Source organism: Plantactinospora siamensis (assembly GCF_042434095.1).
GTDB lineage: Bacteria > Actinomycetota > Actinomycetes > Mycobacteriales > Micromonosporaceae > KBS50.
The window spans coordinates 1-14849 of record NZ_JBHLUE010000010.1; the positions used below are offsets into that span (position 1 = coordinate 1).

General features: G+C 74.7%; 11 protein-coding genes. 7 read left to right on the top strand and 4 right to left on the bottom strand.

Translation table 11 applies throughout. The features are described from left to right. Positions 1 to 2767, bottom strand: a 2767-nt coding sequence (locus tag ACFFHU_RS12990) for a hypothetical protein (protein WP_377338548.1), incomplete at its 3' end; no start/stop codon positions are given. Between the two features lie 144 nt (positions 2768 to 2911). Here ACFFHU_RS12990 and ACFFHU_RS12995 point away from each other — a divergent pair. The 4 genes from ACFFHU_RS12995 (at position 2912) to ACFFHU_RS13010 (ending at position 7328) form a co-directional block, all read left to right on the top strand. Then, positions 2912 to 3547, top strand: coding sequence for a TetR/AcrR family transcriptional regulator (locus ACFFHU_RS12995; RefSeq protein ID WP_377338550.1), 636 nt, complete (start codon positions 2912 to 2914; stop codon positions 3545 to 3547). 101 nt (positions 3548 to 3648) lie between these two features. Continuing rightward, a complete protein-coding gene (locus tag ACFFHU_RS13000) occupies positions 3649 to 3873 on the top strand; it encodes a DUF3107 domain-containing protein (RefSeq protein ID WP_377338552.1) in 225 nt (74 codons plus the stop codon). Between the two features lie 469 nt (positions 3874 to 4342). Continuing rightward, a complete protein-coding gene (locus ACFFHU_RS13005) occupies positions 4343 to 6076 on the top strand; it encodes a DEAD/DEAH box helicase (protein ID WP_377338554.1) in 1734 nt (577 codons plus the stop codon). Positions 6077 to 6086: 10 nt separating this feature from the next. Then, positions 6087 to 7328, top strand: a complete 1242-nt coding sequence (locus ACFFHU_RS13010; protein WP_377338556.1) for a class I SAM-dependent methyltransferase — start codon at positions 6087 to 6089, stop codon at positions 7326 to 7328. Between the two features lie 75 nt (positions 7329 to 7403). Here the strand turns inward: ACFFHU_RS13010 and ACFFHU_RS13015 are convergent, their stop codons facing one another. Beyond that, positions 7404 to 7742 (bottom strand): hypothetical protein, encoded by a 339-nt coding sequence (locus ACFFHU_RS13015; RefSeq protein ID WP_377338558.1) that lies wholly within the window; start codon positions 7740 to 7742, stop codon positions 7404 to 7406. A 430-nt stretch (positions 7743 to 8172) separates the two neighbouring features. Between ACFFHU_RS13015 and ACFFHU_RS13020 the strand changes: the two genes are divergently transcribed. Both ACFFHU_RS13020 and ACFFHU_RS13025 read left to right on the top strand, forming a co-directional pair. Continuing rightward, positions 8173 to 8586 carry a helix-turn-helix domain-containing protein gene (locus tag ACFFHU_RS13020; RefSeq protein WP_377338560.1) on the top strand — a complete coding sequence of 138 codons (414 nt, stop codon included), beginning with the start codon at positions 8173 to 8175 and terminating at the stop codon, positions 8584 to 8586. An 89-nt stretch (positions 8587 to 8675) separates the two neighbouring features. After that, positions 8676 to 9668 carry a C40 family peptidase gene (locus ACFFHU_RS13025; protein WP_377338562.1) on the top strand — a complete coding sequence of 331 codons (993 nt, stop codon included), beginning with the start codon at positions 8676 to 8678 and terminating at the stop codon, positions 9666 to 9668. 101 nt (positions 9669 to 9769) lie between these two features. On the opposite strand, the gene ACFFHU_RS13030 is transcribed toward ACFFHU_RS13025, so the two are convergent. Together ACFFHU_RS13030 and ACFFHU_RS13035 are read right to left on the bottom strand one after the other, a co-directional pair. After that, positions 9770 to 11971: a RecQ family ATP-dependent DNA helicase gene (locus ACFFHU_RS13030; RefSeq protein ID WP_377338564.1), complete on the bottom strand. Its 2202-nt coding sequence runs from the start codon at positions 11969 to 11971 to the stop codon at positions 9770 to 9772. A 100-nt stretch (positions 11972 to 12071) separates the two neighbouring features. Beyond that, positions 12072 to 13826, bottom strand: coding sequence for an AfsR/SARP family transcriptional regulator (locus tag ACFFHU_RS13035; protein ID WP_377338566.1), 1755 nt, complete (start codon positions 13824 to 13826; stop codon positions 12072 to 12074). A 207-nt stretch (positions 13827 to 14033) separates the two neighbouring features. Between ACFFHU_RS13035 and ACFFHU_RS13040 the strand changes: the two genes are divergently transcribed. Beyond that, a complete protein-coding gene (locus ACFFHU_RS13040; protein ID WP_377338568.1) occupies positions 14034 to 14783 on the top strand; it encodes a hypothetical protein in 750 nt (249 codons plus the stop codon). Positions 14784 to 14849: the final 66 nt, after the last annotated feature.

The window sequence follows — 14849 nt, forward strand, 5'->3', positions numbered from 1 at the left end:
ACGCCGGCCCGGCGAAGCGGTCACGGTCACCGCCCGACGCCGGCCCGGCGAAGCGGTCACGGTCACCGCCCGACGCCGGCCCGGCGAAGCGGTCACGGTCACCGCCCGACGCCGGCCCGGCGAAGCCGGTGGGCCCGGAAGCGGGCCGCAAGCCTTCGCCGGGCCGCGACGCCGGGGGGCCGAGCCGGGACGGATCGGGGTCCGCACCCGTGGACGGCGCGCCGCCAACGGCGCCGCCCGCCCGCGGACCCGCGGTGGTACCGGTCGGCCACGGATCCGCGGTGGCGCCGGTCGGCCACGGATCCGCGGCGGCGCCGGTCGGCCGCGAACCCGCGTCGGCGCCGGTCGGCCACGGATCCGCGGTGGCGCCGGTCGGCCGCGGGCCCGCGGCGGCGCTGGTTGGCCACGGATCCGCGCCGGAGTCGAGCCGCGACTGGCCGGGCTCGTCACCGGCGACGCCGGCTGATCGCGAAGCTGCGGGAGCCCCGAGCCGGGAGTCGCCGGCCGAGCGCGGACCGGGTGGGGTGTCGAGCCGCGCCGGACCCGCGGCCGGGCCGGCCGGCGGCGGGCCCGCGGCCACCGAGCGCGGGGCGCCGCTCACGGGCCGGGCCGGCATCCGGGGGGCGTCCGTCTGCGGCGGTCGGGGCGGCCCGGCCAGGGCCTCGCCGGGAATGTTCTGCGGGGCCGCTGCCAGGCCCATCCGCTCCTGCAGCAGGCGGGCCACCTGCCGGCTGACGTCGGCCGGATCGGCGCCGTCGGCCAGTTCGAGCCGGAGGCTGTGCGCGCCGGCCGGGGTGGTACGCAGTATGCCGTCGCGGACGCCGGGCACATCGCGAACGGCCGCCAGGATGGCCTGCACGTCGAAGCCGTCCGGCCGCTCGTCGGGGGCCGCCGTCGGCTCGTCCCGGCGCAGGTGCGTGGCGATCCGAGCCAGCTCGGGCGTCTCGGCAGAGGGCTCCACGGCGGGCGGCTCCGGGACGGTGGGTACATCGGGTTCGGCGGGGATCCGCTGTGGAAGCGTGTCACCTCGCGACTCGGCCCGGCGCCCGGGGGTCGGCTCGGCCATCGTGGAGACCGCCGGGAAGGACGGACCCGTGGGCTCCTCGTCCGGGCCACCGCCGGGGTCGGCCCGGCCGGCGCGCGGGGACTCCGCGCGGCCGAAGTGCCGGAACGGCGCCACGCCGGCGGACGACCGGCCGGCGTCCGAACCGGACACCGGCGTCACGGCCGGCACGTCGCCGCCGGACTCGCCGGGGCCGGGCGGCGGGGGTGACGCGTACCGGTCCAGCGGTGTCGGCGGGGCCGGGGGCGACGCGTACCGGTCAACCGGTGTCGGCGGCGCGGGGGGCGACGCGTACCGGTCGATGGGTGTCGGCGGGCTCACCGGGCCGGTGCCGACCGCGGCCGATCCCCGACCGCGCTCCGGCGGGACCGGCGGACCCGCGTACCGACCAGCCCCGTAGGGCGGCAGCGACGGAGGGTACGTCGGCAGCGCCGGCGCCGGCGGTTCCGGGTAGCTCTCCGGGTCGGCGACCGGCCGCAGCCGGCGGCCCGGCTCGGGACCCGCTGCGCCGCCGGCCCCGGGCTGCGGATCCTCCGCTGCCCGGCGGCGGCCGCCGGACCGTACCGGGGTCAGGTAGCCCGGCCGCCCACCGCCCGGCTCCGGCGCCGCGTCGGTCGGCTCGGCCTGCTGGTCGGCGCCCCGCTCGTCGCGCCGACGGCGCCCACCCGACGAGGTCGTCGGTGGCCAGTCGCCCTCCCGGTCGACCGGGTCCGGATGGCCGCCGGCGATCGGTTCGCCGCGGTCCACCACAGCGGGCGACCAGTCCCCGGCCGGGCTGCCCGCCCAGGAGGGGGCCGGCTGCCCGGGGTCGGCGGCGGCGCGGTCCGGCTCGGCCGCCGGGTCGTCCGGGCGGGGACCGGCAGGCACCTCACCCCGTTGGCTGGCGGGCATCGACGGCGGATCCAGCTCGCCGGGCTCGCCCGCGCCGCCGCCCCAGGGCGGCGCCGTCTCCTCCGGGCTGGCCGAGCGGGGCGCCGGCACCACGCCGGAGTAGCCGGGATGCGGCCGGAAGCCGGGCGGTGGCTCGAAGCCGGGCGGTGGCTCGAAGCGCGGCGGCTCTGCCGGGTTGCGCTCGGTGTCCCGACCCGGCCGGCCGGACCACGGACCGGCCGGCTCGGCGGCGCCCGGGCCCGCCGTCGAGTGCCGGGCGGAGTCCATCGGGGCCGGCGGCTCGCCGGGCAGCGGCCGCAGCGGCGCCGGGGAGACCGGCGCGGGTCCGGACGGGAGCCTCGGGTCGGCCGCCGGCCGCTGCGCCGGGAAGGCCAGCCGGTCCCGGCCCGGGTCGTCCGGATCGGCAACATACGCCGGCGGCGGCCCGACGGGACGGCGCGGCTCGGCGGCCGCGCCCGGGAGGACATCCCCGGAATGGCCGTTCAGCGGGCGGTCGACCGGGGCCGGGGCGGCGTAGGACGGTTCGACGGCCCACCGGAACCGGGAGTCGTCCCAGCCGCGTGCCGGGTTCTCGGCCGGGCGATGCCACGGCGCCGGCCGCACCGCTGCGTCCTCGCTCCGCTCGCCCGGGCCCGGCAGGTCACCGGCCACGTCGGCGGGCGGGTAGTCGTCGCCGGCGCCCCAACCCGACTCGGCCCAGGCCGCATCGGCCGGCGCCCAGCCACCACCCGGCCGGGTCGGCTCGTTGCCGTGGCCCGGACCGTGACCGGTTCCTCCCGGTGTGGCGGCCCCGGGCTGCCCTGATTCATCCACCGTGCGCTCCTTGGTCGCCCTCGCTGAGGCTACCGTGTGGTGACAGTGGCGATAAGTTACAGCGGCACGCCTTTTCAACAGTCGCGTGAAGGCATCGGCAGCCGGCGACGGCGCGGTGTCGGTGCGTGAGTTCGGAGGGACCCCATGACAGCTGCGGGCGGCGCACAGACAGCCGGACGCCCCACCCGCCTGCCCCGTTCGGCACGGCGCAAGCAGCTGCTGGCCGCGGCGCAGGAGGTGTTCGTCGCGCAGGGCTACCACTCGGCCGCGATGGACGACATCGCGGAACGGGCCGGGGTCAGCAAGCCGGTCCTGTACCAGCACTTCCCCGGGAAGATGGAGCTCTATCTCGCCCTGCTGGACACGCACTGCGACGCGATCGTGGCCAAGGTGCGGGACGCGATGCTCGGCACCTCCGACAACAAGGAGCGGGTCAAGGGCGCCGTACGGGCCTACTTCGACTTCGTCGACCACGAGAGCGAGGCGTTCCGGCTGGTCTTCGAATCGGACCTGCGCAACGACCCCGCGGTGCGCGAACGGGTGGACCGGGTGGAGCAGGGCTGCATCGCGGCCATCACCGACACCATCATGTCCGACACCGGGGTCAGCCGGTCCCGGGCGGAGCTGCTCGCCTCCGGCCTGGTCGGAGCGGCCGAGACGGCGGCCCAGTTCTGGCTGGCCAACGGTCGCCGGGTGCCCAAGGCCGAGGCGGAGGCGCTGCTCGCCAGCCTCTCCTGGCGGGGCATCGCCAGCTTCCCGCTGCACGGCGAGCCCGCCTGAGCAGCCCGACCTCGTTCCGCCGGGAAGCGAGTCGGCCTGACAGCTCCCCCCGGCCATCGGATAGCCTTCCCACGGCGTACTTTCCTGGATGAGGAGGACCCGTGGAGGTCAAGATCGGCGTGCAGTACGCGCCGCGCGAGCTGGTCATGGAGAGCGCGCAGACCCCGGACGAGATCGAGCGGATCGTCACCGAGGCGATGTCCGGCGAGGGCACCCTCTCGCTGACCGACGAGAAGGGCCGCCGGGTCATCGTTCCGGTGAGCAAGCTGGCGTACGTGGAGATCGCCGAGGCGTCCAGCCGGGCGGTCGGATTCACCGTCCGCTGAGCCTGCCGCGGGACGGCCCGGCCGGGCCGTCCCGCGGGTTCAACCCGCCGACCGACGCCCGGCGGCGAGAGGCCGGCGATATGCAGGGCGCGCCCGGGTTGCCGACGTGCCCCGACCGTCCCGTCCCGGCCTGCGGCTCCGTCCGCGCCCGTCCCTTCGCCTCCGTCGGCCTCCGACCCGGCCTGCGGCCGGCCCCGTCCGCGCCTGTCCCGTCCTGCGGTCGACGCCGGCCCACCCCGGCATTCCCGCTCGTGCCCAGCGGCGGGAATGTAGTCCGGGGGCGACATCGTTGCGGGTCAGGTAAGATGTAGTAGTTGCCGTGGGCACCGAGGTGATCAACTCCCGGGTTCACGACGCGCGTGCGGCCCGGTCCGACCCCGCTTCAAGCGGTGGATCGTGTGGCCCGCGCCACACCACGAGCGCCCTTTGACTGATGGGGCGCACCACGAGAGGGCACCCCCACAACCAAATGAGCGAGAACATCGAGAACACCGAGGTCGGCTCGGAGCCGATCAACGCCGAGGTCGGCGCCGAGCCGATCGACATCATCCCGGCCGGCCAGCCGGCCGCCGACGCCCCGGTGGCCCCGGAGGCCCCCACGTTCGCCGAGCTGGGCGCCCGGCAGGAGACCGTCGACGCGCTGGCCGAGATCGGCATCACCCGCGCCTTCGCCATCCAGGAGTACGCGCTGCCGATCGGCCTGCGCGGCACCGACATGATCGGCCAGGCGCCCACCGGCACCGGCAAGACGCTGGGCTTCGGCATTCCGCTGCTGGAGCGGGTGTTGGCCCCCGGCGAGGGGTCGGACGGGCTGCCGCAGGCGCTGGTCGTCGTGCCCACCCGCGAGCTCGGCCTGCAGGTCGCGCGGGACCTGGCGGCCGCGGGCCGGACCCGGGGCGTACGGGTGCTGCCGATCTACGGCGGCGTCGCGTACGAGCCGCAGGTCGACGCCCTGAAGACCGGGGTGGAGATCCTGGTCGGCACCCCCGGCCGGCTGCTCGACCTGGCCAAGCAGAAGCAGCTGCGGCTGGACCGGGTCCACGCGCTCGTCCTCGACGAGGCGGACCGGATGCTCGACCTGGGCTTCCTCGACGACGTCGAGAAGATCCTGGCGATGCTCCCCGAGGACCGGCAGACGATGCTCTTCTCGGCCACCATGCCGGATCCGATCGTGGCGCTGGCGCGGCGCTTCCTGCGCCGGCCGGTGAACATCCACGCCGGGCACACCGCCGAGACCGGACCGTCGCCGCAGACCCAGCAGCTGGTCTACCGGACCCACTCGATGAACAAGATCGAGGTCGTGGCCCGGATCCTCCAGGCCGAGGGACGCGGGCTGACGATGATCTTCACCCGCACCAAGCGGGCCGCCGACCGGGCCGCCGCCGATCTCGACTTCCGGGGCTTCGCGGTGGCCGCCGTGCACGGTGATCTCGGGCAGGGCGCCCGGGAGCGGGCGCTGCGGGCCTTCCGGGCCGGCAAGATCGACATCCTGGTCGCCACCGACGTGGCCGCCCGGGGGCTCGACGTCACCGGGGTCACGCACGTGATCAACTACGACTGCCCCGAGGACCAGGACACCTACACGCACCGGATCGGTCGTACCGGCCGGGCGGGCGCCACCGGCGTGGCGGTGACCTTCGTCGACTGGGACGACATGCCGCGCTGGCGGATCATCGACAAGACGCTCGGGCTGGACATGCCGGAGCCGCCGGAGACGTACCACACCTCTCCGCACCTCTACGCGGACCTGGCCATCCCGACGGACGTGGCCGGCACCCTGCCGACCGCGTCCCGGACCCGGGCGGGCCTGTCGGCCGAGGTCGAGGAGGACCTGGGCGGCAGCGGGCCCCGCGGCCGGCGCGAGGGTCGGGGCGACCGGTCCCGCGGCGCCCGGCGCGACGGCCGCTCCCGGGAGGACCGGCCGACCGAGGCCGGCTCCGAGGAGACCAGCCGCACGCCCCGCACCCGGCGACGGCGGCGCGGCGGCGCGGTCGTCGGCGCCGGTGACGCGCCGGCCGAGACCGGCGCGACCAGCCCGGGCGCGTCGGGCGACGTGGCGGACGGACCGGCCCCGGCACAGGCCCAGGCCACCGAGACCGACGCGCCGCGTTCCCGCCCCCGCCGGCGCCGCCGGCGCGGCGGCCGCGGCACGGGCGCCGGCACCGACAGCGGTACGTCGGACACCACCGCACCGGTCTCCTGACCGGCGAACGATGCCCGAGTCTCTCGACGAGGCACTTGCCGAGGTCCGGTCCCTGCTCCTGGGGCCGGACCTCAGCCGTGCCGTTGCCGCCGGTCGGCGCCGGGGCCGTACCCCGGCGGTCGTCCGCGCCGAACTGCGGCCCGTGACCCTGAAGGCCGGCCCGCGCCTGCAGATCGCCACCTTCGACGGCGCCCGGCCGCACACCCGCAACGTGGCGGCCGGCGCCGAGGCGGACGCCGCGGTCGACGCGCTGCTCGCCGAGCCGTTCGGCAACTGGCACGTGGAGACCGCCGGCGCCACCCTCCAGGTGCGGATCACCAAGAAGGGCGCCGCCCAGGTGCACCGGGCGACCGTCGACCGCGACCGTACGCCCGAGACGGAGCACGACCGGGCCAAGGAATACCTGCTCGATCCGGGCGACCCGCTGTTCGCGGCCGTCGGCGGCAACGCCGCCAAGCGGCGGCAGGTGGACGCGTTCCTCCGGGCCCTGGCCGCCACCCTGCCGGCCGAGCTGACCGGGCGACTCCGGGTGGTCGACCTCGGCTGCGGAAACGCGTACCTGAGCTTCGCGGCATACCGCTATCTGACCGGGCGGGGTCTCGAGGTCGACCTCGTGGGCGTGGACGTCCGCGAGGACCAGCGGCGGCGCAACTCGGCGCTGGCCGAACAGCTCGGCTGCGCGGACCGGGTCCGGTTCGTGGCCGGCACCATCCGGGACGCCGAGGTGGCCGAGCCGCCCGATCTCGTCCTCGCGCTGCACGCCTGCGACACCGCCACCGACGACGCGCTGGCCCGGGCGGTGCGCTGGGGCGCCCGATGGGTGCTGGCCGCGCCCTGCTGCCACCACGACCTCGCGGCGCAACTGCGGCACCACCCGGCACCGGACCCGTACGACCCGCTGACCCGGCACGGCATCCTGCGGGAGCGGTTCGCGGACGTGCTGACCGATTCGCTGCGCGCGGCGTTGCTGCGGTTGCACGGTTACCGAGTCGACGTGGTGGAGTTCGTCGACTCCCGGCACACCCCGCGGAACCTGCTGATCCGGGCCCGGCGTACCGGCTCGGCCGGCACGCCCGAGCAGCACGCCGACTACCGGCGGCTGGTGACCGACTGGCGGGTCACCCCCGCCCTGGAGCGGCTGCTGGGCGCGCCGACGTCGGCCGACCCGGCGCCGGACGGCTCCTCGTCAGGCGTGCCGTCGTCAGGCGCGCCTTCCACCGCCGTCGCGTCTTCGCCGATCGAGGCCGCCTGAGGTCAGTGCTGGCCGCCTGAGGTCAGTGCTGGCCGCCTCGGTCAGGATCGATCAGGCGGGGATGCGCCGGCCCGCCTACCGGCGGCGCTCGAAGTCGCTCGGCTCGCCCTGGTGTCCTCGCCGGCTCGGGATGTCGAGGCTGCGGAACGGCACGACGGTGGCCTCGTTCTGCTCGCTGCCCGCGGCCGCGAAGGCGTTCCAGGAGATGTCCACCAGCAGCCGTTTGAGGTCGGCGTGCCGGACCGCCGCGCTGCGCTGCAGCGCGTACCGCGCGCACAGCACCACGCAGGCCAGACTGGTGGCGATGGCGCCGGAGGCCACGAAGAAATGCAGCCCGGAGGTCGCGCCGCCGCGCACCATCAGGATGATCAGCCAGGTCCAGAACCCCGCGCCGAAGATCGCGGTCTTGATCATGAAGAATACGCTGATCGCCCCGGGCTGATGCGGCAGCGGGGGGGTTGGGTCGGGCATGGTGCTCCTCTTTACTCGGCTCGAAACCGTCGCCGCTCGGGACCCCGGACACGCCGAGCGGCGCACGAGTTGTTGAGCATAGAGGACCTGGCCGATCACTGCCCGTGTGCCGGGCCGCCCCGCCGCGCCCGTCGTCCGTTTGGGCGGCTCGGGCGCGGGGCGCCGATTCCGCAGGCCGGAGCCGATGCGCCGGCTGTCGAGCGGCGGGGCCGACGGGGAGGGACCCGCTGAGCGGGATCGGCCCCGCCGTCGGATTCACGATAGTGAGTCCTGTCCATGAGACTAACCGGTCGATCGGTCAGGTGCGCCGGATCCTCCGCGGGTTAGGCTCAGCTGAAGAACGAGGCGCAACTCGTCGATGGAGGTGGATGTCATGCCGGAGACGCCGCAAGCGGCGTTCGCCCGCTTCATCCGCCGCGCCATCGACGATGCCCGATCAGATCGTGGCTGGACCGTCACCGACCTCGCCACCCACACCGGTGTCGGTCGATCCACTGTGTTCCGCTGGCTGGCCGGCGACTGGCAGGACTATCCCGAGCTGGCCAAGGTGCGCGGCTTCTGTGCCGCGCTGGGCGTGCCGGTGGCGGCCGCCTTCCGGGCCCTCGGGCTGCCCGACGGCGACACGGCCGGGCCGCGGGCCGGGCGCGGCGCCGGCGCCCGGGTCGACGAGGACATCCGGATCATCCTCAGCCGCCTCGCCGACCCCCGGGTGGCCGCCGAGGATAAGAAGGACATCCGGGAGATGCTGCACTATCTCGCCCGCCGACCGACCCGACGCGCCAGCTGATCCGAAACGGTCGGGGCGCCCGGCAACGGGCCTCCTGATGAGCATCGTCAAGCCCGCAGCGTCTCCTTCTATCGGCGTCAGTCGTTGTCATGGTCGTGCCGACAAATGTGTCGTCCCGCCGGTTGGTCTCGCTGGCCGCCTCCGTGGTGATCGTGCTCGGTGCGGCGCCCGGCGCCGCCCTCGCCGCGCCGGACCCGGCCGGAACCGCACGGCAACTCGCCGACGCCTCGGAACAGCTCGAGGTCGTCGTCGAGGACTACAACGATCTGCACGAGGATCTGCTGGACACGCAGGCGCGGATCGCCGCCCTCGGCGTCGAGCTGGCGAACCTGGAGCGCGGGCTCGCGGACCGGCGCGGGCAGGTGGCCCGGATCGCCGCCACGGCGTACCGCACCGGCCGGACGGACACGGTCGCCGTCCTCGCGGTGCTCGACGGCAACAGCAGCGACCTCGTCGAATCGCTCATGACGCTCCAGCAGCTCGGGCGGGACCAGCGCGACGCGCTGAACCGGCTCACCGACTCCCGCGACCGGCTCACGGTGGCCCGTCGGGACGCCCGGGCGCTGGCCGCGGCCCAGCAGTCCGAGGAGCGCCAGCTCGACCTGCGCAAGCGCCAGATCGAGGGCGAGATAGTCCGGCTCACCGAACTGCGCCGGGCGGCGGGCCGCGCTGCCGCCGGGCCGCGGGCCGCCGCGCCGGCGCCAGCGCCCGCCCCACCGCCGGCGGCCGGCGGCGCGGGCGCCCGAGCGGTTCGCTTCGCGTACGCCCAGCTGGGCAAGAGCTACCGGTGGGGCGCCAGCGGCCCGGACGGGTACGACTGCTCCGGCCTCACCTCCGCGGCCTGGGCCGCCGCGGGGGTCCGGTTGCCACACAACGCGGCCCGGCAGTGGCGCGCCGTGCCGCACGTGGGACGGTCCGAACTCCGCCCGGGCGACCTGATCTTCTACTACCCGTCCATCCATCATGTGGCGATCTACGTCGGCGGCGGCCGGATGATCCACGCCCCGCGCACCGGGGAACAGATCCGGGTCGACGCCGTCGACTCCCAGCCCGTGCACGGCTACGGCCGGCCCGGGGGCTGACCAGCGTCCCAGGCCGGTCCGGCGCGGCCTCGGTGAGCCGCCGGCGCGGCCCGCCAGCCGGCGGCTCCGGTCGCCCGGGCGGCCCTGGTGAGGCTGTCCGGTCAGCCGGCGACGGCGAGGGCGAGGGGCAGCACGTCCGGGGCGCCGGATTGGCGCAGCAGCCGACCGGCCATGGCCATCGTCCAGCCGGAGTCGACCAGGTCGTCCACCAGCAGCACCGGACCGTCCAGCTCGGCCACCGTGGCCGCCAGCTCGGATGGGATCTCGAGGGTGCCGTGCAGCCCCCGTACCCGCTGGGCGCTGTTGCCCCACGCGCCGCCGGCGGCCTCCTCGCCCACCGGGACGACGGCGCCGAGCAGCGGCAGCCGGCCCACCGCGGCGATCCGTTCGGCCAGCGACCGCACCAGCCGCGGCCGTCGGCGCGACGCCACGGCCACCACCCCGACCGGCCGCCGCGGCCACGGCTCGGCGCCGTGCGCCCAGTCCTTCAACACCTCCACCACCGCGCCGACCAGCTCGGCCGGCACCTCGGCGTCCGGCGCGTCCGGCCCAAGGAGTGCCCGCAGCCGATCGCCCCAGCCCAGGTCGGAGAGTCGGCCCACGGCCCGCCCCGGCAGCGTCTGCTCCGCCGGCGGGATGCGGCCCTTCAGGGGTACGCCGACCGCCTCCAGCCCGGTGGGCCAGAGCTTCTTGACCGGCACCGGCACGCCCGGCCGGCCGAGGAAGGCACCGGCCGCATCGAGGGCCTGGGCCGGCACGTCGGCCTCGAACCACGGCCCCGCGCACCGGTCACACCGGCCGCAGTCCGTCGCCTCCGGGTCGTCCAGGCACTCGCGCAGGAACCGCATCCGGCAGGTCGATGTGGCCGCGTACTCCCGCATGGCCCGCTGCTCGGCGGTGCGCGCCTCGGCGACGCGGCGCAACCGGGCCTCGTCATAGACCCACGGCTGGCCGGTGGCCACCCAGCCACCGCGGACGCGTCGGACCGCGCCGTCCACGTCGAGCACCTTGAGCATCAGCTCCAACCGGGCCCGGCGCAGGTCAACGATCGGTTCCAGCGCCTGGGTGGACATCGGACGGTCCGGGTCCAGCGCGTCGAGGACCCGGCGCACCTGGTCCTCCGGCGGGAAGGCGAGTGAGGCGAAGTAGCGCCAGATGGCCTCGTCCTCCGCGCCCGGCAGCAGCAGCACGTCGGCGTGCTCGACCGCCCGGCCGGCCCGGCCGACCTGCTGGTAGTACGCGATGGGCGACGGCGGCGCGCCGAGATGCACGACGAAGCCCAGGTCCGGCTTGTCGAAGCCCATCCCCAGCGCGCTGGTGGCCACCAGCGCCTTGATCTTGTTGTCCAGCAGGTCCTGCTCGGCCGCCCGGCGGTCCGCGTCCTCGGCCTGGCCCGTGTACGACGCCACCGCGTACCCCCGGGCGGTGAGGAACTCGGCCGTCTCGATCGCCGCCGCCACCGTGAGGGTGTAGATGATGCCCGAGCCGGGCAGCCCATCCAGGTGGTCGGCGAGCCAGCCGAGCCGGTGTGTCGGGTTGGGCAGGTCGAGCACGGCGAGCCGCAGCGACTCGCGGTCCAGCGGGCCGCGCAGCACCAGCGCGTCCTCGCCCAACCGCCCGCTGGCGTCGGTGCTCAACTGCTCGGCCACGTCGGCGGTGACCCGCGCGTTCGCGGTGGCCGTGGTGGCCAGCACCGGCGTGCCGGCCGGCAGGTTGGCCAGGAACGTGCGCAACCGGCGGTAGTCGGGCCGGAAGTCGTGCCCCCAGTCGGAGACGCAGTGCGCCTCGTCCACCACCAGCAGCCCGGTGGTGGCCGCGAGCCGGGGCAGGATGGTGTCCCGGAACTCGGGATTGTTCAGCCGTTCCGGACTGATCAACAGCACATCCACCGCACCGTCGTGGATCTCGGCGGTGATGGCGTCCCATTCGTCCAGGTTGGCCGAGTTGATGGTCCGGGCCCGGATCCCGGCCCGGGCGGCCGCCTCGACCTGGTTGCGCATGAGCGCCAGCAGCGGCGAGACGATGACGGTCGGGCCGGCCCCGGCCGGACCGGTCGCGGCGCTTTCCTCGGTCGCCGAGCGGGTGCCGCCGCCCGGCTCGCCGGCTCGGAGCAGCGCGGTGGCCACGAAGTAGACCGCCGATTTGCCCCAGCCGGTCCGCTGGACGCAGAGCACCCGGCGCTTGTCGACCACCAACGCCTCGATGGCCCGCCACTGGTCGTCCCGCAGCCGCGCGCCGTCGCCGGCCAACCGGCGCAGCACCGCCTCGGCCCGCTCGCGTACCGCCGTCCGCTCGTCGCTCATCCGGCCTTTCTACCAGCGCGGACCGACCATTCCACATCCGTTCGCGCCGATCATGACTTGGTCGGGGACCGGGCCGGAGGAAAGAAGCGGCAGAGAAAGATCAGTCCGACGGGTCGGGGACGGCATGCGGCCCGGAGGCCGGCCTGGGAACCGACCCAGGCGACGGCTGTGGCATCGACGTCGGGGGCGGAATGGGCACCGGCGTCGGACCGGGCGGCAGAAAGACGAGAATCTCCCGCAACCCGTCGGTCACCGCCGGGGGCAGCAGGCAACGCCCGGCCAGGTCCTCCATCGTCGCGTACGGTCCGCGCAGCCAACGATCCATACTGATCTGCTGACCCTGCTCGGCCGACAACCCGGGCAGCTGCCGCAGGACGTCCTCGGTCACCGAGTTGACGTCGACCAGTCCTCCGTCGTCGTAGCCGCGCGGCAGGTCCGGACGGCCGATGTGCAGTTCGTGCCGGGAGGCCGGATGGTGATACAACAAATACCTGGCCTGCTCCCGCCGGAGCCGGTGCGGGTCCACCCCCGCGGTCCGCCGATTGTCCGGGACCGCCCGGCCGGCCAGCCGGGCGACCATGGCCTGCACGTGGCGATTGAGCAGCACCACATGCCCCGCACCGACGAACCAGCTGACCAGCAGGGCTGGCACCCCGAGCAGGTCGAGCCGGGTGAAGTCTTCCGAATCCTTGTTCACCGCCACCGCCACGAAGGTCGCGGCCAGCAGTCCGTAGCCGATCCCGGCGGCGGCCAACCGCCGGCTCCGGCGGAAAAGGGCGTAACCGAGCACCACGGCCCAGGTCAGCATCCCCAGACTACCCAGCGCCACCACCGTTCCGGCGATGGTGGCGAGGGCCAACCAGCCTCGGGAAGCTCCTCGCCGCCCGGAGGTCGGCCCCCCCGGCCACGGCGGGGTACCAGGCAACGGCGGCGGGGCACCGTACCAAGCCGGCGAGCCGGCCGAAGGCATCGATGGAGGCGGCGGGAACGCCAAGGCAGCCGGGTTCGGCGGCGGCATGGAGACCGGTTCGACCGCTGGTCCGGCCGCCGGACCCACGGGCGTGCGGGATATCCCGGGTGGCCCGGCGAGCCCGGGGTCGGCACGCAGGATCCGGCGGTGCAGTTCCCGCAGCTCTTTGCCCGGTTCCAAGCCGTGCTCCTCGGCCAGCAGGGTACGAATTTCCCGGTACGCCGCCAACGCTTCGGCCTGCCGCCCGCTGCGATACTGGGCCAGCATCAGAGCGTGCCGCAGGCCCTCCCGTAGCGGCATCTCGGCGACCAACGGGACCAACTCGGTGGCCACGTCCCGGTGGCGGCCAAGTGACAGCTCCAACTCGGCCCACAGTTCCACGGCAGCGGCGCGATCCTCGGCGAGCCGTGCCCGGGCCGCCGCGAAGTAGGGCCCGGGAAGGCCACCCAGCGGCTCGCCGTGCCAGAGATCCAACCCGGACCGTAACGCGGCGGCCGCCACCGCAGACTCCCCCTTGGACCGAGCGACCCGGGCCTGCCGTACCAGATCCTCGAACCGACACAGATCGACCGCGTTCCGTCCGGCCCTCAGTACGTAACCGGCCTCGGTGAGCCCGATCAATTGCCCTGGCGCCCGCGGCGACCGCTCCGGCTCCAGAATCCGCCGTAGCCCAGCCACATATTTCTGCACGACGTTTGGACCGTTGGCCGGCAGGTCCTCCTGCCATACCGCTTCAAGGATCTGCGTCGTGGGAACCGGTCGGCCGGGGCGCAGGAGCAGTACGCCCAGCACCGCGCGTTGCTTGCCCGGACCGAGGTCCAGCTCTCGGTCGCCGGTCCAGGCCCGCTGAGGCCCGAGCACCTCGAAGCGCACCTCACCCGCCACGTGATCTCATCCCCGACCGATCGAAAGTACGACCGCAGTGGACGGCAGTCGAACGGCAGCATAGCGGCAGTCATCCGGCAGCGACTCCACCCAGTGTTTGGGATGGCCGGATCCGACGTGCGGGTCCCGCCGGGCAGAGCGCGCAGGGAGAGAGAAAAGATGATTCGAGAGATCGCATCCACCCGTCGTACCCGGAAAGGCGTCCTGGTGGCTGCGGCGCTGGCGGCGATGGCACTGCCAGTGACCGGATGTGACCCGGCCACGGTGGCCCAGGTAGCCGAGAAGTCGCCCAAGGAGGCGCTGCTCGCCGCCGTACCGCAGGACTCGGCCGGACCGTTGCGGTTCAGTGGCAAGGACGACACGAATGACATCTCCGGCTCGATAGATCCCCAGGCGAAGGCCCTGCAGCTCGCCACCTCGATGAAGCAGGATGGCATCGCCGTGCACATGTCGTTCCTGATCGTGGCGGAACAGGCCTGGGTCAAGATGCGGTTCACCGGCGACCGCCGCAAGGTCGCCCTGTTGCCGAAGTACCCGGACCGCTGGATGCACCTGAACCGCGCCAAGCTCACCGGCGATGGCGCCGTGCCGACGTACGACGGCGCCGACCAGGGCAACACGGGCGTCCTGATAGAGAACGCCACCTCGGTCGAGGACAAGGGCGATGGACGGTACGCCGGCACCGTCGATCTGACCAGCGGAGAGGCGGCCAAGGTGCTCGACGCGGCCGAGATGACGGCGCTGGGCGCGGCGGCGAAGCAGGTGCCGTTCACCGGAAAGGTAATCGGGCACAATCTCGCCGAGTTCACGATGGACGTTCCGGCGGCGGGCAAGCACCAGGCATTCCGGTACGTCGTCAACTACACCGACTACGGCACCGCGCCGAAGCTCACCGCTCCGAGCGGACCGGCGGCGCAGGAGGCGCCGGCCTCCCTCTACCAGCTGATGAACGGCTGACCGGGGCGGCCGGCTCCGGCCAACGGCGGGGCGGCTGCCGCACGGGGGGCAGCCGCCTCGCCGGCT